At 67.2% G+C, this 17,846-nt stretch carries 19 protein-coding genes; 8 read left to right on the top strand and 11 right to left on the bottom strand.

Annotation, left to right across the window (positions count from 1 at the left end; all coding sequences use genetic code 11):
• Positions 1 to 45 precede the first annotated feature (45 nt).
• Complete coding sequence (locus K344_RS0113850; protein ID WP_028081168.1) at positions 46 to 1,923, top strand: M1 family metallopeptidase; 1,878 nt, start codon at positions 46 to 48, stop codon at positions 1,921 to 1,923.
• 49 nt (positions 1,924 to 1,972) lie between these two features.
• Here the strand turns inward: K344_RS0113850 and K344_RS21780 are convergent, their stop codons facing one another.
• The 5 genes from K344_RS21780 to aceE all read right to left on the bottom strand — a co-directional run bounded on the left by K344_RS21780 (position 1,973) and on the right by aceE (position 8,559).
• The gene (locus tag K344_RS21780) at positions 1,973 to 2,854 is read right to left on the bottom strand and encodes a DMT family transporter (RefSeq protein WP_043114490.1); all 882 of its coding nucleotides are present in this window, start codon (positions 2,852 to 2,854) and stop codon (positions 1,973 to 1,975) included.
• 136 nt (positions 2,855 to 2,990) lie between these two features.
• Positions 2,991 to 3,596, bottom strand: coding sequence for a TIGR04211 family SH3 domain-containing protein (locus tag K344_RS0113840; protein ID WP_028081167.1), 606 nt, complete (start codon positions 3,594 to 3,596; stop codon positions 2,991 to 2,993).
• Positions 3,597 to 3,664: 68 nt separating this feature from the next.
• The gene (locus K344_RS0113835) at positions 3,665 to 4,120 is read right to left on the bottom strand and encodes an acyl-CoA thioesterase (protein WP_028081166.1); all 456 of its coding nucleotides are present in this window, start codon (positions 4,118 to 4,120) and stop codon (positions 3,665 to 3,667) included.
• Positions 4,121 to 4,212: 92 nt separating this feature from the next.
• Entirely contained in the window at positions 4,213 to 5,874 is a 1,662-nt protein-coding gene (gene aceF / locus K344_RS0113830; RefSeq protein ID WP_084197443.1) for a dihydrolipoyllysine-residue acetyltransferase, read from the bottom strand.
• Between the two features lie 12 nt (positions 5,875 to 5,886).
• Positions 5,887 to 8,559 (bottom strand): pyruvate dehydrogenase (acetyl-transferring), homodimeric type, encoded by a 2,673-nt coding sequence (aceE, locus tag K344_RS0113825; RefSeq protein ID WP_028081164.1) that lies wholly within the window; start codon positions 8,557 to 8,559, stop codon positions 5,887 to 5,889.
• Between the two features lie 117 nt (positions 8,560 to 8,676).
• Here aceE and K344_RS0113820 point away from each other — a divergent pair, with 117 nt between their 5' ends.
• The 3 genes from K344_RS0113820 to K344_RS0113810 are packed head-to-tail and all read left to right on the top strand — an operon-like array spanning position 8,677 to position 12,361.
• Positions 8,677 to 9,573: a LysR family transcriptional regulator gene (locus tag K344_RS0113820; protein WP_028081163.1), complete on the top strand. Its 897-nt coding sequence runs from the start codon at positions 8,677 to 8,679 to the stop codon at positions 9,571 to 9,573.
• A gap of 29 nt (positions 9,574 to 9,602) precedes the next feature.
• A complete protein-coding gene (locus K344_RS0113815; RefSeq protein ID WP_028081162.1) occupies positions 9,603 to 11,765 on the top strand; it encodes an acetyl-CoA hydrolase/transferase C-terminal domain-containing protein in 2,163 nt (720 codons plus the stop codon).
• Positions 11,766 to 11,812: 47 nt separating this feature from the next.
• Complete coding sequence (locus tag K344_RS0113810; RefSeq protein WP_028081161.1) at positions 11,813 to 12,361, top strand: hypothetical protein; 549 nt, start codon at positions 11,813 to 11,815, stop codon at positions 12,359 to 12,361.
• A 19-nt stretch (positions 12,362 to 12,380) separates the two neighbouring features.
• On the opposite strand, the gene K344_RS0113805 is transcribed toward K344_RS0113810, so the two are convergent.
• Genes K344_RS0113805 through K344_RS0113795 form a run of 3 tightly spaced genes read right to left on the bottom strand, consistent with a single transcriptional unit; the run spans position 12,381 to position 13,792 of the window.
• A complete protein-coding gene (locus K344_RS0113805; protein ID WP_028081160.1) occupies positions 12,381 to 12,905 on the bottom strand; it encodes an NUDIX domain-containing protein in 525 nt (174 codons plus the stop codon).
• Positions 12,902 to 13,372 (bottom strand): YiiD C-terminal domain-containing protein, encoded by a 471-nt coding sequence (locus K344_RS0113800; RefSeq protein ID WP_028081159.1) that lies wholly within the window; start codon positions 13,370 to 13,372, stop codon positions 12,902 to 12,904. The genes K344_RS0113805 and K344_RS0113800 overlap by 4 nt, the downstream gene beginning before the upstream one ends.
• Before the next feature lie 60 nt (positions 13,373 to 13,432).
• Positions 13,433 to 13,792, bottom strand: a complete 360-nt coding sequence (locus K344_RS0113795; protein ID WP_028081158.1) for a Rap1a/Tai family immunity protein — start codon at positions 13,790 to 13,792, stop codon at positions 13,433 to 13,435.
• 486 nt (positions 13,793 to 14,278) lie between these two features.
• Between K344_RS0113795 and K344_RS21775 the strand changes: the two genes are divergently transcribed.
• A complete protein-coding gene (locus K344_RS21775; RefSeq protein ID WP_157622935.1) occupies positions 14,279 to 14,443 on the top strand; it encodes a hypothetical protein in 165 nt (54 codons plus the stop codon).
• A 28-nt stretch (positions 14,444 to 14,471) separates the two neighbouring features.
• Here K344_RS21775 and K344_RS21770 read toward each other — a convergent pair whose 3' ends face one another.
• Positions 14,472 to 14,732, bottom strand: coding sequence for a helix-turn-helix domain-containing protein (locus tag K344_RS21770; protein WP_043114487.1), 261 nt, complete (start codon positions 14,730 to 14,732; stop codon positions 14,472 to 14,474).
• 62 nt (positions 14,733 to 14,794) lie between these two features.
• On the opposite strand from K344_RS21770, the gene K344_RS0113780 reads away from it, so the two are divergent.
• From K344_RS0113780 to K344_RS23120, 3 genes are read left to right on the top strand one after another with little or no spacing between them, the layout of a single operon-like run.
• Positions 14,795 to 15,778, top strand: coding sequence for a DUF932 domain-containing protein (locus K344_RS0113780; RefSeq protein WP_028081157.1), 984 nt, complete (start codon positions 14,795 to 14,797; stop codon positions 15,776 to 15,778).
• Positions 15,779 to 15,829: 51 nt separating this feature from the next.
• The gene (locus K344_RS0113775; RefSeq protein WP_028081156.1) at positions 15,830 to 16,195 is read left to right on the top strand and encodes a hypothetical protein; all 366 of its coding nucleotides are present in this window, start codon (positions 15,830 to 15,832) and stop codon (positions 16,193 to 16,195) included.
• An 8-nt stretch (positions 16,196 to 16,203) separates the two neighbouring features.
• Complete coding sequence (locus K344_RS23120) at positions 16,204 to 16,809, top strand: J domain-containing protein (protein ID WP_084197439.1); 606 nt, start codon at positions 16,204 to 16,206, stop codon at positions 16,807 to 16,809.
• Between the two features lie 340 nt (positions 16,810 to 17,149).
• On the opposite strand, the gene K344_RS24475 is transcribed toward K344_RS23120, so the two are convergent.
• Both K344_RS24475 and K344_RS25040 read right to left on the bottom strand, forming a co-directional pair.
• Entirely contained in the window at positions 17,150 to 17,362 is a 213-nt protein-coding gene (locus K344_RS24475; RefSeq protein ID WP_028081154.1) for a hypothetical protein, read from the bottom strand.
• Complete coding sequence (locus K344_RS25040; RefSeq protein ID WP_084197437.1) at positions 17,359 to 17,610, bottom strand: HGGxSTG domain-containing protein; 252 nt, start codon at positions 17,608 to 17,610, stop codon at positions 17,359 to 17,361. Before K344_RS25040 ends, K344_RS24475 begins: the two co-directional genes overlap by 4 nt.
• Between the last annotated feature and the right edge of the window lie 236 nt (positions 17,611 to 17,846).

Genomic DNA, 17,846 nt, shown 5'->3' with positions numbered 1-17,846 from the left:
CCTCGCTTCGTTAAGATCGCCCGGTTCCCGCGCCAGGCCCCTGCCATGCTCCGTTCCCGCCTTCCCGCCCTTGCCGCCCTGATCACCCTTCTGTCCGGACCCGCCATGGCCACTGTCGCGCTGCCCGATGCTGCGAAGCGCAGCGATCCTCATTCATACGCGAACACGCAGGACTTCCGCACCCGCGACATCGCGCTCGAGCTCGCCGTCGACTTCGGGCACCGCGCGCTGCGCGGCAGCGCCACGCTGTCGCTGGAGCGCGTCAACGCGAAGGCCGACACGCTGGTGCTCGACACGCGCGACCTCGACATCGCCTCGATCGAGGCCGGCCACGCCGGCCGGCTCGCGAAGACGACCTTCGAGCTGGCACCGCGCGATGCGATCCTCGGCAGCGCGCTGCTCATCAAGATGCCGAAGGGCGCCGACCAGGTGCGCGTGCATTACGCGACGCGGCCGCAGGCCTCCGGCCTGCAGTGGCTGACACCGGCGCAGACCGCCGGCAAGCGGCATCCCTTCATGTTCAGCCAGTCGGAATCGATCCACGCGCGCAGCTGGATTCCGCTGCAGGACACGCCGCAGGTGCGGCAGACCTACAGCGCGCACATCACCACGCCGCAGGCCCTGCGCGCGGTGATGAGCGCCGACAACGACGCGAATGCAGCGAAGTCCGGCAGCTACCGCTTCACGATGCCGCAGCGCATTCCCTCGTACCTGATCGCCATCGCCGTCGGCGATCTCGATTTCCGCGCCACCGGCCCGCGCACCGGCGTCTATGCCGATCCGAGCGTCGTCGCCGCCGCCGCGAAGGAATTCGAGGACACCGAGAAGATGCTGCAGCGCTGCGAGGCGCTGTACGGCCCGTACCGCTGGGGCCGCTACGATCTGCTGATCCTGCCGCCGAGCTTCCCGTTCGGCGGCATGGAGAATCCGCGCCTGACCTTCGCCTCGCCGACGGTGATCGCCGGCGACAAGTCGCTGGTCTCGCTGGTCGCGCACGAGATGGCGCATTCCTGGTCGGGCAATCTGGTGACCAACGCCACCTGGGCCGACATCTGGCTCAACGAGGGTTTCACCGAGCACGCGACCTTCCGCATCGTCGAGGACGTCTACGGCCTCGACGCCGCGCAGCAGGAGCGTGCGCTGTCGGCGAAGAATCTCAAGGACGAACTGGCCGGCATCGAGCGCGACGACGACAAGACGCTGACGCCGGACCTCGTCCATCGCGATCCGGACGACGGCCTGTCCGGCGTGCCGTATGCGCGCGGCAACCTGTTCCTCGATTACCTTGAAGCGAAGTTCACGCGCCCGGTCGTCGATGTCTTTCTCAATGGCTGGTTCAACGAGCACGCCTTCCAGAGCGTGCGCACGCAGGTCTTCGTCGATTACCTGCATGCCAGGCTGATGCCGCAGAAGCCCGGCGCGCTGAGCGATGCGGAGATCGAGGCCTGGCTGCATTCGCCGGCGATGCCGGCCGACACCGTGTGGCCGCAGTCCGATGCGTTCGTGAAGGTCGACGCGCAGCGCGAAGCCTGGCTCGCCGGCAAAATGCCGGCCGCCAAGCTCGACAGCGCCAAGTGGACCACGCACCAGTGGGAGTATTTCCTCGACACGCTGCCGGCACTGAAGGCCGCGCAGCTCGCCGAACTCGACACGGCGTTCGGCTTCTCGAAGACGCACAACCAGATCATCGCCGGCCACTGGTGGAAGGTCGCGACGGCGAACCATTACGCGCCGGCCGAGGCCGGCACCGAGGCCTATCTCGGCGAAGTCGGCCGCATGCTGCTGATCCGGCCGATCTACAAGGAACTCGTGAAGACGCCGGAAGGCCGCGAGCGAGCGCGGGCCATTTACGCGAAGTGGAAGGACCGCTATCACCCGATCGCGCAGGACATGATCGAGCAGCTGCTGGCCAAGGCCGGCTGAAACGTCGTTGCGACATGCCGACGGCGCCCGCGCGGCGCCGTCGGCGCTTTCATCCCTGGCGCGCGCGCTGCGCGAGCCAGGGATGGACGAGCACGGAGCCGAGCAGGATGGCCGCGCCGAAATAGAACGACACGCCCAGTTCGCGCTGCTCGCCGAACAGCAGGGCGGCGAGGATGATCGCGTACAGCGGTTCGAGATTGACCGCGAGCTGTGCCGCGAAGGCGCTGAGCCTGCGCAGTGCGAGCAGGTAGATCGTATAGGGCGCCAGCGTGCAGAACAGCACCAGCACGAACAGCAGCGCAACGTCGCGCGGCGCGGGCACCTCGAACAGTTGCGACCAGCCGCCGAACAGCGGCGCGATCAGCGCGAGGAACAGGCCGCCGGTGCCGAGCTCGATGGTCGTCACCACGATCGAATCGGCCTGATCGACGTAGCGCTTGTTGAACGAGCCGAATACCGCGACGAGCAAGGCCGACAGCACGCCGACCGCGAAACCGGCGACCATGCCCCGCGGCAGTCCGCCGACGACCAGCGCGACGCCCGGCATCGCGACCAGGGCGACGACCAGCTCGCGCAGATCGGGGCGGCGCTGCGCGATGAAGGGTTCGATGAGCGCGAGGAACACCGGCGCGAAGGCGAGGCAGGTCGCGGCGACCGAGGCGTTGGCGAGCTTGATCGCCGCGTAGAACGTGAACCAGTGCAGCGAGACGATCATGCCGATGCCGGCATAGATGCGCAGAAAGCGCGGCGGCAGCGCGCGCAGGCCGCGCCAGACGCGCGGCAGCAGCAACAGGATCGCGGCGACCAGCAGCATGCGCCAGGTCACCAGCGCGATCGCCGGCATGGCGATCGCCTTGCCGAGGATCGGCGTGAAGCCCCACAGCAGCACGCAGAAGTGGATTTGCAGCTGGGCCTTCAGCGACGGCGACATGGTGACGGCAGGGCAAGGCGAGGGCGCGCAGCTTGCCGCGTCGCCGCGCGCTTGAAAAGCACGGGACTACCCGCAGTCCGCCGGCGACAGCGCGCCGCGCGCGACCGGCACGGACCGGCCGGGCGCCGACCGGCGCTCAGAAATCGCCGTAGCGACGGCGGCGGCGGTTCTGCAGCAGCGCGGGCAGCACGAGGCCGAGGATGACGCCGCCGGCGAGCAGGGCGGCGCCGGTCAGCAGCGTCGCGCGCTGCGCGCGCTCGTGGTCGTACTTCTGCATCGCCGCATCGGCGGCCTGCTCCTTGGTCGCCAGCTCGGCTTTCAGGCGGTCGTTGTCCTGCGCGAGCTCGAACGCGGGCCGCACCTTCTCAAGCTGCGCCTGCGCCGATTTCAGCTGATCCTGCAGCGACTTGATCTCGGCCTGCGCGGCATCGAGATCGGCCTTCATCTTCTGCAGACGATCCTTGGCCGCCGGCTGTGCGGAGAGATAGCGCGCCGTCATCCAGCCCTCGCGGCCGTCGCCGGTGCGCACGCGCGCAAAGCTCTGCTGGCCGAGCGATTCGAGCACCGTCACCTTGTCGCCGCTGTGCAGGGTGCCGATCGATGCGCCGTCATTGCTGGGCGACTCGCGCAGGACGACGGCGACATCGTCGGAGATGTACTGCGTGGCGCCGGAGGAATTGGATTGTGCGTGGACGATGGGCGCTGCCAGCAGCAGCACGCCGAAAACGAAAGAGCGATTCATGGCGACCCGAGTCTAGCAACGCAGGTCTCTGGTGCCTATCGCGAATTTTCACGGCCTTCAGCCGCGATTCAGCTTGGCGGCGCGAATTGCTGCCGGCGTCGCCGCTGCGCCGCCGCGTAGCGGCGATGCTCTTCGGACGTCTGCGGTTCCAGGGCCGGCACGGGCTGCGGCTCACCGCGCTCGTTGACGGCGACCATGGTGAAGAAGCAGCTGTTGGCGTGGCGCACGCTGTTGCTGCGGATGTCTTCGGCGACGACCTTGATGCCGACTTCCATCGACGTGCGCCCGGTGTAGTTGACGCAGGCGAGGAAAGTGACGAGCTCGCCGACGTTGATCGGCTGGCGGAACATCACGCGGTCGACCGACAGGGTGACGACGTAGCTGCCCGCGTAGCGGCTCGCGCAGGCGTAGGCGACCTGGTCGAGCAGCTTGAGGATGTGGCCGCCGTGCACCTTGCCGGAGAAGTTCACCATGTCCGGCGTCATCAGCACGGTCATCGTCAGTTGGTGCTTTAGCAGGTCCATCCCTCGCCTCGACAAGCCGAACCACAGATTCACACAGATTGAAGCGACAGATACACGGCCACTTCCGTGTGATCTGTGGTTCGCCTTTTTCCTTACAGCGCCAGGCGTCGCAGGTCCGACAGCAGCTTGCCGAGCAGCACGATGAAGCGCGCCGCGTAGGCACCGTCGATCACGCGATGATCGTACGACAGCGACAGCGGACACATCAGCCGCGGCTGGAACTGCTTGCCGTCCCAGACCGGCTTGATCTGGCTCTTCGACACGCCGAGGATGCCGACTTCCGGCGCGTTGACGATCGGCGTGAAGAAGCTGCCGCCGATGCCGCCGAGCGAGGAGATCGAGAAGCAGCCGCCTTTCATCTCGTCGGGCTTGAGCTTGCCGTCGCGCGCCTTCTTGGCGAGTTCCGCCGTTTCCTGGGCGAGCTGCGCGATGCCCTTCTTGTCGGCGTCGCGCACCACCGGCACGACGAGGCCGTTCGGCGTGTCGGCGGCGAAGCCGATGTGGAAATACTTCTTGAGGACGATGCTCTCGCCGTCCGCCGCGAGCGAGCTGTTGAACTCCGGATACGCCTTCAGCGCGACCGTCACCGCCTTGATGATGAAGGGCAGCAAGGTCAGCTTGACGCCGCCTTCGTCGGACTGCGCCTTGCGGAAGGCGTCGAGCTCGGTGATGTCGGCCTCGTCGGTCTGCGTGACGTGCGGAATGTTGAGCCAGGCGCGATGCAGATGCGCCGCCGACAGCTTGCGGATGCGCGCCAGCGCCTTGGTCTCGATCTCGCCGAACTGCGCGAAGTCGACGGCGGGAATCGGCGGAATGCCGCCGCCGCCGTTCGCCGCGGCCGTCGGCGCCGGCTGCGCGAGGCGCGTCTTGACGAAGCCCTGCACGTCCTCGACGACGATGCGGCCGCGCGGGCCGCTGCCCCTGACCTGCGCGAGATCGACGCCCAGCTCGCGCGCGAACTTGCGCGTCGCCGGGCCGGCATACGGCACCGACGCGCCGCCGGATGCCGGCGTGACCGGGGCCGGCGGCGGCGCGGCGTCCGTCACCACCGCCTGCACGGCTTTCGGCGCCGGGCTTGCCGGCGGCGGATTCGCGGCCGCGGCCGGCGCCGCAGCCGCGGGCCTGGCCGCGACGGCGCCGACCAGCGTGCAGACCGGCGTGCCTTGCGAAACCTTGTCGCCGACCTTGAGCCTGAGGTTCTGCACGGTGCCTGCGGCCGGCGCCGGCACTTCGAGCGTCGACTTGTCGGATTCGAGCACCAGCAGCACGGCATCCTTGTCGATGCTGTCGCCGTCCTTTACCAGCAGCTCGATCACCGGCACGTCGTGGTAATTGCCGATGTCCGGGATCGTCACTTCGACGTTGCCGGCGCCGCCTTCCGGCGCCGACTGCGTCTGCGCGGCCGCCGGCGTGCGCGCCACCGGGGTCGGTGCGCTGGCCGCCGGCGCCGCCTTGGCCGGCGTTGGCGCGGGTGCGGCTTCTGCCTTTGCCTTCGGCGGCGCGGCGGCCGGCGCCGCGGCGCTTTCGAGCTCGCAGATTTCCGTGCCCTGCGACACCTTGTCGCCGACCTTGAGCTTGAGCCCGCGCACCACGCCGGCGGCCGGCGCCGGCACTTCGAGCGTCGACTTGTCGGATTCGAGCACCAGCAGCACCGCATCCTTGTCGATGCTGTCGCCGTCCTTCACCAGCAACTCGATCACCGGCACGTCGTGGTAATTGCCGATGTCCGGCACCGTCACCTTGATATTGGCCATGTTCAGCTCCGGTCAGACGGTCCAGGGAGCACGGCGATCCGGCTTGATGCCGTAGATCTTGATCGCCTGCGCGACTTTCTCGGCCGAGACCAGCTTCTTCGCCGCCAGCGCCTTCAGCGCCGTGACGACGATCCAGCGCCGATCGACTTCGAAGAAATCGCGCAAGGCCGGACGGTTGTCGGAGCGACCGAAGCCGTCGGTGCCGAGCACATGATAGTCGGCCGGCACGTAGGGGCGTATCTGTTCGGCATAGGCGCGGATCCAGTCGGTCGAGGCGACGATCGGGCCCTTGGCGTTGGCAAAGCACTGCTCGACGTAGCTGCGGCGCGGCTCCTGTGCCGGGTGCAGCAGGTTCCAGCGCTCGACCTCGCGGCCGTCGCGCGCCAGCTCGGTGAAGCTGGGCGCGCTCCACAGATCGCTGGTGACGTCCCATTCCTCGCGCAGCAGCTCGGCGGCGGCCTCGACTTCGCGCAGGATCACGCCCGAGCCGATCAGCTGCACGTGCGCCTTCGCCGGCTTGTCGGCGGCGCGCAGCTTGTACAGGCCCTTGATGATGCCGTCGGCGGCGCCTTCCGGCATCGGCGGATGCGCGTAGTTTTCGTTGTAGACGGTCAGGTAGTAGTACTGATCCAGCTGGTCGACGTACATCGCCTTGAGACCGTGCTGGATGATCACGGCAAGCTCGTAGGCGTAGGCCGGATCGTAGGAACGGCAGTTCGGGATGGTCGCGCTCATCAGGTGCGAGTGGCCGTCCTCGTGCTGCAGGCCTTCGCCGTTGATCGTGGTGCGGCCGGCCGTCGCGCCGAGCAGGAAGCCGCGTGCGCGCGCATCGCCCGCCGCCCAGCACAGATCGCCGATGCGCTGGAAGCCGAACATCGAATAGAAGATATAGAACGGCAGCAGTGGCGTGCCGTGGTTCGCGTAGCTGGTCGCGGCGGCGATCCACGAGGACATCGAGCCCGCTTCGGTGATGCCTTCCTCGAGAATCTGGCCCTTGACGTCCTCGCGGTAGAAGGCGAGCTGGTCGGCGTCTTCGGGCTTGTACTTCTGGCCGACGTTGGAATAGATGCCGAGCGAACGGAACATCGACTCCATGCCGAAGGTGCGCGCCTCGTCGGGAATGATCGGCACCACCAGCTTGCCGATGTTCTTGTCGCGGCACAGCGTCTGCAGCAGCTGCACGAAGGCCATCGTCGTGCTGATCTCGCGCTCGCCGGTGCCGGCGGTGATCTTCTCGAACGCCGCCAGTTCCGGAATCTGCAGCGCGGTCTTCACCGGCTTGCGCGCCGGCAGCGAGCCGCCGAGCCTGGCGCGGCGTTCCTTCAGGTACTGGATCTCGGGCGAGTCGTCGGCCGGCTTGTAGAACGGCGCCTCGGCGATCTTGTCGTCGGAGATCGGGATGCGGAAGCGGTCGCGGAACGCGCGCAGCGAGTCCTCGCCCATCTTCTTCTGCTGGTGCGTGATGTTCTGGCCTTCGCCGGCCTCGCCCATGCCATAGCCCTTGACGGTCTTGGCGAGGATCACGGTCGGCGAACCTTCGTGCTTGCTGGCGGCGGCGTAGGCGGCGTAGATCTTGTACGGATCATGGCCGCCGCGGTTGAGCCTCGCGATGTCCTCGTCGGTCATGGTCTCGACCAGCCTCGACAGCTCCGGATACTTGCCGAAAAAGTTCTCGCGCGTGTAGCGGCCGCCCTTGGCCTTGTAGCTCTGGTATTCGCCGTCGACCGTTTCGTTGAAGGCCTTGAGCAGATCGCCGCTGCGGTCCTGCGCGATCAGCGGATCCCACAGCGAACCCCAGATCAGCTTGATGACGTTCCAGCCGGCGCCGCGGAACGTGCCTTCCAGTTCCTGGATGATCTTGCCGTTGCCGCGCACCGGGCCGTCGAGGCGCTGCAGATTGCAGTTGACGACGAAGATCAGGTTGTCGAGCTTCTCGCGCGCAGCAATGTCGATCGCGCCCAGCGATTCCGGTTCGTCCATCTCGCCGTCGCCGCAGAAGCACCAGACCTTGCGCCCGGCGGTCTTGGCGATGCCGCGGCTCTCCAGGTACTTCATCAGGCGCGCCTGGTAGATGGCGGTGATGGGGCCTAGGCCCATGCTGACCGTCGGGAACTGCCAGAAGTCCGGCATCAGCCAGGGATGCGGATAGCTCGGCAGGCCGGGCGCCAGCGCTTCCATGCGGAAGCGGCGCAGCTGCTCCTCGCTCAGGCGGCCTTCGAGGAAGGCGCGCGCGTAGATGCCCGGCGCGACGTGGCCCTGGATGTAGAGCAGATCGGCGCCGTCCGGATGCTCCGGACCTTTCCAGAAATGGTTGAAGCCGACGTCATACAGGGTCGCGCTCGAGGCGAAGCTGGCGATGTGGCCGCCGATGCCCGAATGCTCGCGGTTGGCGTTGACGACCATCGCCATCGCGTTCCAGCGGATGATCGAGCGGATGCGCCATTCCATCTCCTGGTCGCCGTCCGGGCGCTCCTCGAGATGCGGCGGAATGGTGTTGATGTAGGCGGTGTTCGCCGAGAACGGCAGGAAGACGCCGTTGCGCCGCGCCTTCTCGACGAGCCGTTCGAGCAGATAGTGCGCGCGTTCCGGACCTTCGCGCTCGAGCACGGCGTCGAGCGCTTCGAGCCACTCGCGGCTTTCCTGCGGATCAGCATCCGTCTGCAGCGTGTTGTTGTCCGCATCCATAAGCGCTCTCCTCGCATGACCGTCGGCAAACCACGGCGAATGTAGTCCTGCTTCCTTCGATACGTCCAATATATGAGAGTATCGCTTCCCATATCTGTCAGATATCGAAGGCCCGTCATGGAACTCCGCCATCTCCGCTACTTCGTGGCCATCGCCGATGCCCGGCACTTCACGCGCGCCGCGAAAGCGCTCGGCATCGGCCAGCCGCCGCTGTCGCAGCAGATCCAGCAACTCGAGCGCGAGCTGGGCACGCCGCTGTTCCACCGCCTGCCGCGCGGCGTGCAGCTCACCGAGGCCGGCGAGGCCTTCGCCGACGACGCCCGCCGCATCCTGCGCGAGGTCGAGCATGCCACCGAGCGCGTGCGCCGCGTCGCGCGCGGCGAGCTCGGGCGCATCCGCGTCGGCATGATCAACTCGGCGCCGTTCCACCCTTTGGTGCCTCAGGTGATCCGCGAGTTCCGCCGTCGCTATCCCAATGTGGCGTTCTCGCTGGAGGAGCGCACGACGCCGGGCCTGGTCACGGCGATTCGCAACGAAACCGTCGACGTCGCCTTCGTGCGGCCGATTCACGGCAGCCACGAGGGTCTCGGCATCGAGACCGTGATCGACGAGGACATGATGGTGGCCTTGCCGTCGGGTCATCCGCTGGCGACGCGCGCGCGCGTGCCGCTGATGGCCCTGTCGATCGAACCCTTCGTGCTGTTCTCGCACGCGGTCGGCGCCGGCCTGCACGACGAGATCGTCGCCGCCTGCCGGACCGCCGGCTTCTCGCCGCGCGTCGTGCAGGAGGCCTCGCAGGTGACCTCGATCGTCAATCTCGTCGCGTCGGGCCTCGGCGTGTCGATCCTGCCGGCCTCGATGCGGCACATGCACACCGAGGGCGTCGTGTTCCGGCCGATCCGCAGGCCGGTGCCGAAGGCGCGCCTCAGCCTGATCTACCGCCTCGGCGATCGCGAGGCGCCGCAGATCGCGCGCCTGCGCGAGCTGATCCGCGAGCTGGCGCGCCGGGCATAATCGGCGCGTACCACGAACCGGGAATCGCGATGCGCCGAGCCGCCGCCGTGCTGGACGATGTCGAAGCCGCCGTCGATCACCTCATCGAGCGCGTCGGCAAGCGCGTCGTGCTCGGCATTCCGCTCGGCCTCGGCAAGCCGGTCGAGCTGACCAATGCGCTCTACCGGCGCGCCGTGCAGGACCCGACGCTCGAACTGAAGATCTTCACCGCCCTGTCGCTGGCGCGGCCGGACGCCGCGCCCGGCATCGAACGCGCCTTCATGCAGCCCTTCGTCGAGCGCGTCTTCGCCGGCGTGCCGGAGCTCGACTACGTGAAGGCGCAGCGCGCCGCCACGCTGCCGCCGAACGTCGAGGTCTGCGAGTTCTTCTTCCTGACCGGCGCCATGCTCGGCAACGCCGAGGCGCAGCGTCGCTACATCAGCAGCAACTACACGCACGCCGCGCGCGATGTCGTCAATCACGGCTGCAACGTCGTCGCGCAGATGATCTGCCGGCGCGACACGCCGCAGGGTCCGCGCTACTCGCTGTCCTGCAACCCGGACACCGGGCCGGAAGTGATCCGCCGCCTGGAAGCGCTCGGCCGCCCGCACGTCGTGGTCGGCGTGGTCAACCAGGCGCTGCCGTACTTCGGCCACGACGCCGAGGTCGCGCCGGATTATTTCGACTGCATCGTCGAGCATCCGCGCTACACCGCGCCGCTGTTCTCCACGCCGAAGATGCCGGTGACGACGGCCGACTACGCGATCGGCCTGCAGGTGAGCAGCCTGGTCCGCGACGGCGGCACCCTGCAGCTCGGCATCGGCAGCCTCGGCGACGCCATCGTGCATGCGCTGCTGCTGCGCCACGGCGACAACGCCCGCTACCGGCAGCTGCTCGGCATGCTCGGCGCGCTCGACGCCCACGCCGAGCTGATCCGCGACAGCGGCGGCGTGGCGCCGTTCGCGCAGGGCGTCTACGGCGCGACCGAGATGCTGGTCGACGGCTTCTGGCATCTGCTGCGCGCCGGCATCCTCAAGCGCCGCGTCTACGATTTCTGGGCGCTGCAGCAGCTGATCGACGAGGGTCGCTGCGATCCCGCGCAGCTCACCGCCGAGGTGCTCGAGCATTTCGACGCGCTCGGCGTGCGCGTGATCCGCACCCAGGATTTCGCGATCCTGCAGCATCACGGCTTCTTCAACGATGCGACGCGCTACGAGCGCGGCAGCATCATCGCGCCGGACGGCACGCGCGTGGTCGCCAACATCGGCGATCCGAAGTCGCGCGAGATCATCGGCGAACGCTGCCTCGGCACGCAGCTGCGCAAAGGCATCGTGCTGCACGGCGGTTTCTTCCTCGGGCCCCGCGATTTCTATCAGGGCCTGCGCGATCTGACGCCCGAGCAGCGCGACGCGATCTGCATGACTGGCGTCGACAAGATCAATCAGCTCGATCGCAATCCGCGTCTCTACCAGCTGCAGCGCGTGCACGCGCGCTTCATCAACACCGGCATGATGATCACGCTGAACGGCAATTTCGTGTCCGACGGTCTCGAGGACGGCCGCGTGGTGTCCGGCGTCGGCGGCCAGTACAACTTCGTCGCGCAGGCGCACCAGCTCGAAGGCGGCCGTTCGATCCTCATGCTGCGCGCGGTGCGCGAGAGCGGCGGCAAGGCGGCGAGCAACGTGCTGTTCAACTACGGCCATGTGACGATCCCGCGCCATCTGCGCGACATCGTCGTCACCGAATACGGCATCGCCGACCTGCGCTCGAAGACCGACAACGAGATCGCCAAGGCGCTGATCGGCATCGCCGACTCGCGCTTCCAGGCCGGGTTGCTCGCGCAGGCGCGCAAGGCCGGCAAGATCGAGGCCGGCTGGCAGCTGCCGGAGGCCTTGCGTCACAACACGCCGGAAGCGCTCGAGTCAAAGCTCGCCTCGGCGCGCCAGGCCGGCGCGCTGCCGCTGTTCCCGCTCGGCAGCGATTTCGACGCCACCGAGCAGACCTTGCTGCCGGTGCTCGGCCGCCTGCGCACGCGCGCCGCGGCGACGCCGAAGTGGCTGCTGCTGCTGCAGTTCCTGCTCGATCGCCGCGCGCCGAGCGCCGCGCAGCGGCCGTATCTGCAGCGGCTCGGCCTGGAGACGCCGCAGGGCCTCGAGAACCGCGTCGCGCGCATGCTGGTGCTCGACGAATTGGCGAAGGCCGGCATCGCCTGAAGCGGCCGGCGTGCGCGATGGCGCGCGGCTTGCTAAGGTCTGGACGCATGGAGTCCGACCTGTTCGAGGCGTCCGCCCTGGGCTTCCGGCTGCGCAAGCCGGCCGCCTGGCGCTTCGTCCCCGGCGAATGGTCGCCGCTGGCGCGCTGGAAGAACTCGGCGGGCGAGGACATCGAATGGCTGCAGCGCGCGCACGCGCCGTTCTGCTGCGCGATGGGTTCGCACGACAGCCGCCGACACGTGCGTCCGACCTTGCAGGTCGTCGCGCGGCCGTTGCTCAAGTCGAATCCGGCGCTGGCGCCGATGCTGCTGGAAGCGCAGCTCGAACAGATGTGCCGCACCTACCGCAACTTCGAACTGCTCGATGCGTCTTCGCGCGCCTGCGTGGCGGGTTGCCCGGCGACGCTGATCCGCGGCCGCTTCTCGCTGACGGCGGACGTCGACGGCGAGGCGATCGAGATGTCGGTGCTGACGCGCGGCTACATCGTCTTCGCCGCGCGCGTCGCCTTCAGCATCGGCCTGTCGAGCAGCAACGATCCGCGCTACTACACGGAAGCCGATTTCCGCGAGATCGTCGCGTCGATCGAGATCCGCTGAAGACGCGCCGCGCGCCGTCTCACGTCGCGCGCCGGAAAGGCCTTTCCTTCGGTTCGAAGCCGCGCGAGCGCAGCCAGTCGCGCAGGGCGAGGCCGGTCGCCGCCGGCCAGTAGTCCGCTTCGCCGAACGGCACGTGCTTCCATTCGGCGAGCTCTTCGTTGAGCGTCACCACGCCTTCGGCCGGCACGTGATAGGCGATGATCAGCTGGTTCATGCGCTCGAAGCTGTAGTGGCCGATGAAATGCGCGCCGCGCGGCTTGAGGCCCAGTTCTTCCTCGACCTCGCGCTGCGCGGCCTCGTGCGGAATCTCGTTTCTTTCGAGAAAGCCGGTGATCAGGGCGTAGGTGCCGGCCGGCCAGGCGACGTTGCGCGCCAGCAGCAGCTGGCCTTCGTGCTCGACGACCGCGGCGACGACCGGCGTCGGATTGTCCCAGAAGATGAAACCGCAGCCCTCGCGCTCGCAGGCGCGGCGCTCGAAGCCGCCGTGCGGGCGCGTGGCGAGCGGTGCGGCGCAACGCGGGCAGTATTGATAGATCTGGCTCATAGGCGGGCAGCGTAGCGCGCCTTGGCGGTGAGGACGAGACGGCCGTCGCAGAACAGCTGCACGGCGACCTCGCAGCGGGCGCGACCCTTCGCGCGCAGCGTTTCGAGGAAATGCGGCCATGCTTCGGGCAGCCGCGCCGCGGCGCGGAATGCGCGGTCGGCGGGCGCCAGGTAATCGCACTCGACATGCTGGATGACCAGCGCGGCCGCCAGCCCGCTGCGGCCGAGCGCGCGGTACAGCAGGGTCCAGCCGGCGACGATGGCGAGCGTCGCCAGGCTGCCGCCGAAGACCGTGCCGTGCGGGTTGCGGTTCGGCGTCAGCGGCGCGTCGATCGCCAGTGCGGCTTCATCGGCGTGCGTGACCCGCAGCGACATCGCCGCGGTCAGCGGGATCTGTTCGTGCAGGAAGGCGGTCAGGTCGGCGGGCGTCGCAGCGCTGGCGACGGCCGCGGGGGCGTGATCGGACATCGGCGGCTCGGGCTTGGCGGCGCCCGAAGCTATACGGCCGGCCGCCGGCCGGCAAGTGCGTCAGTTCGCGCAGTTGGCCAGCGGATAGTCGCGCCGCAGGCCGTCGAGGATCAGCACGCTCGCCTCGATCTGCTTCTGCGCGGCGCTCATGCGCAGCAGGCGCAGCACGACGGTGCTGCGAATCTGCGGCAGGGTCGCGCCGTTGAGGCAGTAGCCGTCGGCGTCGCCGAGCGCCACGGTGTTCAGCGACGCGACTTCGGTCGGACGCAGGCGGCCCTCGAGCAGGGCGTCGAGATAACCCATGCAGACGGCCTGGTCGTAGGTCGTGCGCTGCTGGCAGTGGCCCAGATACTCGCCGGCGCTCATCGCCGACGCTGCCGCCGGCGCGAGCAGCGCGCCGATCCAGAGCAGTCGTTTCATGGCGCATCCCCCATCCCGAATCCCCGCGCTCTTTATGCGCCCGACGGGCCTGCCGCGTCGAGTCGCATTCGCCGCGAAAAATGTCGGGTGGCTCCCGACGCTTGTGGGCCGACGACGACAGCGCCGCGGCGCTTACTTCGATGCAGAAGCTAGAAAACGCCGTAACTCATTGTTGCCAATGAGTCAGCAGCGGCTTCTGTCCGGATATGGGCACACATCTGGGAACACTTCCTCGAATTGGGGCCGTTCAAGCCCGAGAGCCGCTCCACCCCCTGTATCAATTCGGCCATGCTGAATAGCCCATCGCTTGCAGGCTGTGGCGCGTCGTCCGTCTCTTGCCCGGCATTTTGTCTGGAGTGGCGACGCGACGATGGTGTCGGCTCGTTACGGGCTTGGCAAGGCTCAGGTTCTGAGCCGGCTGCGCGCTACGGTCGCGGCATGAACCGCTCTCGCGCGTCCTCGCAGAACTATCTCCGAGCCTTCACGATGGCCTCGTTGGCAACGGCGGCGCTTGCCGATCTGTTCGGCGGGCCGTTTCAGCACCTACTGGATTATCTACTCGCCGTCCTGCTGAGTTTCTGCGCGCTGGCGGTCGTACTACTCGGCGCGTGCTTTGCCATCGGCCTTCTCGGGGGCTGCCCAAGGCAATGAGAGGCCCCGCGACCAGTCGGGAGGTCCGCTACTTGCGGCGCGGCGTCCCAGGCGCTGCCTCGAACTGCGCGACGAACTCGGACAGTGTCACCCCGCAGGCACGGCAGATCGCCTCCAGCTCGACCAGATCGAGGCGGCGCTCGCCACGCTCATACCGCGACACGAAACTCTGGTCGGCGCCGATCCGGTCGGCCAGCTCACTCTGGAGCAGGCCAGCCGCCACGCGAGCCTCGCGCAGCATCCGTTGCAAGCGCACGCGCCGCTGGTCCCATGGTTTCTTGCCCGCCATGGGACGGCGACACTATATTTAGTTTTGACATATGCAGTTTTGGCATACCAAGGGAGGGGGCCATGGCACATAACCTCGACTTCACAAGGGGCACCGCGGCTATGGCTTATGCCGGCGAAGTACCCTGGCACGGTCTCGGCGAACATCTGCCGGAAGGGCAGCCGATCGAGGCCTGGGTCAAGGCCGCGAAGCTCGACTGGGAACTGGAGCGGCTTCCCGTGCAGTACCCCTTCGAGGGTCGACTGCGCACGCTCGACGATCGATTCGTGCTCGCGCGCAGCGATACCGGCGACGGTCTCTCCATCGTCTCCAAGGACTACGAGCCGGTACAGCCACGCCAAGTGCTTGAGTTCTATCAGACGCTCGTCGATCGCTATCAGTACAAGCTGGAAACCGCAGGCGCACTGGATGGCGGGCGGAAAATCTGGGCGCTTGCTCGGACGGGCTACGTCGCATCTGTCGGCGGCGCACAGAAGGACGAGATTGCTGCGTACCTGCTCCTGGCAACCTCATGCGACAAGACCCTCGCCACGACCGCCGCATTCACTGGAGTGCGGGTGGTGTGCCAGAACACCATCAAGATGGCCTACCGCGACATTCACAATGCGCGCCGTCGTCACGTGAAGGTGCCGCACACGGTTCTGTTCGATGCCGAGGAGATTCATCAAGCACTCGGGCTCATCGATCAACCCTGGGAGGCCTACCTGAAATCCGTCAAGGCAATGGCTGCAACGCCGATCAAGCCGGATCAGGCCTCTCAGTTTTTCGAGGATCTCCTGCGCTCCAAGCCCGACAAGCCGCTGTCGCTGCCGGCGCAGCGCGAGCATCAGACTCTGATGAGCCTGAACAAATCGGCGCCCGGTCAGAACCTGCCAACAGCTGCGGGGACGCTTTGGGGTGTGGTCAACGCCGTGACCTACTACACCGACCACGTCCGGCGCGCGAAGTCGGGTGATCGCCTGGACAGCGCGTGGTTCGGTGCCGGCGATGCACTCAAGGACAAAGCGTGGCTAGCCGCCGAGCAGATCGTGGGCGTGCAGGGCTGAGGCTGCGCTCGCGCTTTGCCACTCACAGCAAATCAAGGGGAGGGTGTGGCCATGAGAAAGTTTCTGCCGCTCGTATTGGCGCTATCGATCGCGGGCGCCGTCGCTCCGGCCGCAGCGGTGAGCGTCGATGAGCAGAAGAGGCGGTGCAGGATGGAGCTGGACTCGCTGAAGAACCCGAAACGGGAAGAAGGCCCCGAGTGCAAGCTGCTCCGCGCAATGCTTGGCATGCCCGAGCCCCCCGTCATCAACAACTACTACGGCGACCGACGCCATCGCCAAGAGAAGTCCGGGCCGACCACACGATTCGATCAGTACGGGAACCCGTACACCGACTTCAATAATGGCGCGCCGGTGATCGACCAGCGAACCGGGCGCCCTTGCACGAATCTCGGCGGCAACAACATCCGTTGCGACTGAGCGCAGCGATGGGGAGAGAGCCTCAACAAGTCGCGACGCACTACGACAATCTCCGCATCGCGCGTAATGCGCCTCCGGAAGTGATCAAGGCCGCCTATCGTGCCCTGAGCCATCAGTACCACCCGGACAGGAACCGCAGCGACCCGTCTGTGGCTGAGAGGCGCATGAAAATCATCAACCGTGCTTACGAAGTTCTGTCAGACCCGGAGTCCCGCAGGCAGCACGATGAATGGATCGCGGAGCAGGAACGAATGGCTGCTGACGCTACGACAGCGCGCGTTGCGGCCGAACAGCCCGTACCTTCGGCATACGATCCAGAGTCCAGACTCCGGGAGCACGACGCACCGCCGGCACCAGAGGCGCGCTCATTCTCGAAGTTGGAGCGATGGTTCTTCATTGTTGTTTGCGCGCTTTTCTGGTTCCTGCCGCTCATCGAGCCTGACCGCAAGGGCGCGTTTCTTGTCAGCGCGCTCTTTGGCGCGACCATCGTCGGCATGCTGGCGCTCACCGATGTTGGCGATATCTACAGGAAAAGTCCGACAGGCTGGTTCGTCTCGATATCGGCGCTCAGCATCATCGTCTACAAGATGATCGAATGGCTCGAATCAGCCTGATCCGCACGAATGAATCCGCCAGTGGAACCAGATCCGCCATCATTCACTGCCTTGCAGAGGCGGGAGTGGGCGCGGGAGATGCTGCGCAATAGGCAGTCTCTCGGGCCCACCGGCTGCATCACGCCTCTGCTTGAAGCCTCATTGAGCGATGTTGAGCGGCGGTGTCTCGACATACCGGCCCTGGAAGCGCCCTCAGTGGAAGCATGGCGCCTCGTTCCGCACTGCCGCTATCACCGTTAATCCACGCGCACCTTGGCCTCCGCCTGGAGCAGGGCGACGCCCCGTGACTGGTGCTACGCAGCGCGGGGATACGGATCTCGTGCGCACCTTCACGCGAGCCCTATCGCCGCTCGCGCGCTCGGCCTTGCCGATGCCGTGTATAGACCGTCGAGGCGAGGATCGCCAGCAACTTGGTTCGCACGGACAGGGGAATGTCCTTCCGCGCGCTGGCGACCTCCAGCTCCGCGAGGGCGCGATCAATCGAGAACGTGCGCGATCGGTCATCGACGATGCTTTGGAACTGCGCCGGTCGGCGCTGAGATTCGCCGGTCATTTCCGGAACTGCCGCAGGTTCGCCAACGCGGCCCGTTTGCCCGCCTCCGTTCGTGGACCGGTCGAAAGGCCGCCGTGGAATCGGCAGCGACCGTTACCGAGAGCCTTAGCCTTGCAGGGCATGCCCGTGCTTCGGCTGTGCGCCCCGCAGCGCCGCTGCTTCAACCGAGCGTACTGCTGGGGATGCGCCTGGGCGTAGAGGGCGCCGAGCGCTGGGTATCGAAGCGTCCAGTCGTCCGATTCATCCATGCCCGAACCCCACCACGCGCGCGCACGAGTGCCTCGTCCCTTGAGTGCTAACCGGCCTCGAAACCCGATGACGCATCATCGGCGGCTCCGCGCCTTGAGCCGTTTCAGAAACTCGGCGCGTCGCTGGTTCTGCTGCGCGCGCTCTTGGCGGAATTGCCGTAGAGCCTCCTTAAGCCGGGCAGCCTCGTCAGCCGTGCACCAGACACGCAAGAGCGTCCTGCCCTCGTCGCGCATGC

This window comes from Solimonas soli DSM 21787, from assembly GCF_000474945.1.
Classification (GTDB): Bacteria; Pseudomonadota; Gammaproteobacteria; order Nevskiales; family Nevskiaceae; genus Solimonas; species Solimonas soli.
This window is presented reverse-complemented; position numbering and strand designations above follow the sequence as displayed.

Coding starts and splice junctions, on each gene's coding strand:
- K344_RS0113850 (WP_028081168.1), top strand. CDS start 46: ATGCTCCGTTCCCGCCTTCCCGCCCTTGCCGCCCTGATCACCCTTCTG.
- K344_RS21780 (WP_043114490.1), bottom strand. CDS start 2,854: ATGTCGCCGTCGCTGAAGGCCCAGCTGCAAATCCACTTCTGCGTGCTG.
- K344_RS0113840 (WP_028081167.1), bottom strand. CDS start 3,596: ATGAATCGCTCTTTCGTTTTCGGCGTGCTGCTGCTGGCAGCGCCCATC.
- K344_RS0113835 (WP_028081166.1), bottom strand. CDS start 4,120: ATGGACCTGCTAAAGCACCAACTGACGATGACCGTGCTGATGACGCCG.
- aceF (WP_084197443.1), bottom strand. CDS start 5,874: ATGGCCAATATCAAGGTGACGGTGCCGGACATCGGCAATTACCACGAC.
- aceE (WP_028081164.1), bottom strand. CDS start 8,559: ATGGATGCGGACAACAACACGCTGCAGACGGATGCTGATCCGCAGGAA.
- K344_RS0113820 (WP_028081163.1), top strand. CDS start 8,677: ATGGAACTCCGCCATCTCCGCTACTTCGTGGCCATCGCCGATGCCCGG.
- K344_RS0113815 (WP_028081162.1), top strand. CDS start 9,603: ATGCGCCGAGCCGCCGCCGTGCTGGACGATGTCGAAGCCGCCGTCGAT.
- K344_RS0113810 (WP_028081161.1), top strand. CDS start 11,813: ATGGAGTCCGACCTGTTCGAGGCGTCCGCCCTGGGCTTCCGGCTGCGC.
- K344_RS0113805 (WP_028081160.1), bottom strand. CDS start 12,905: ATGAGCCAGATCTATCAATACTGCCCGCGTTGCGCCGCACCGCTCGCC.
- K344_RS0113800 (WP_028081159.1), bottom strand. CDS start 13,372: ATGTCCGATCACGCCCCCGCGGCCGTCGCCAGCGCTGCGACGCCCGCC.
- K344_RS0113795 (WP_028081158.1), bottom strand. CDS start 13,792: ATGAAACGACTGCTCTGGATCGGCGCGCTGCTCGCGCCGGCGGCAGCG.
- K344_RS21775 (WP_157622935.1), top strand. CDS start 14,279: ATGGCCTCGTTGGCAACGGCGGCGCTTGCCGATCTGTTCGGCGGGCCG.
- K344_RS21770 (WP_043114487.1), bottom strand. CDS start 14,732: ATGGCGGGCAAGAAACCATGGGACCAGCGGCGCGTGCGCTTGCAACGG.
- K344_RS0113780 (WP_028081157.1), top strand. CDS start 14,795: ATGGCACATAACCTCGACTTCACAAGGGGCACCGCGGCTATGGCTTAT.
- K344_RS0113775 (WP_028081156.1), top strand. CDS start 15,830: ATGAGAAAGTTTCTGCCGCTCGTATTGGCGCTATCGATCGCGGGCGCC.
- K344_RS23120 (WP_084197439.1), top strand. CDS start 16,204: ATGGGGAGAGAGCCTCAACAAGTCGCGACGCACTACGACAATCTCCGC.
- K344_RS24475 (WP_028081154.1), bottom strand. CDS start 17,362: ATGACCGGCGAATCTCAGCGCCGACCGGCGCAGTTCCAAAGCATCGTC.
- K344_RS25040 (WP_084197437.1), bottom strand. CDS start 17,610: ATGGATGAATCGGACGACTGGACGCTTCGATACCCAGCGCTCGGCGCC.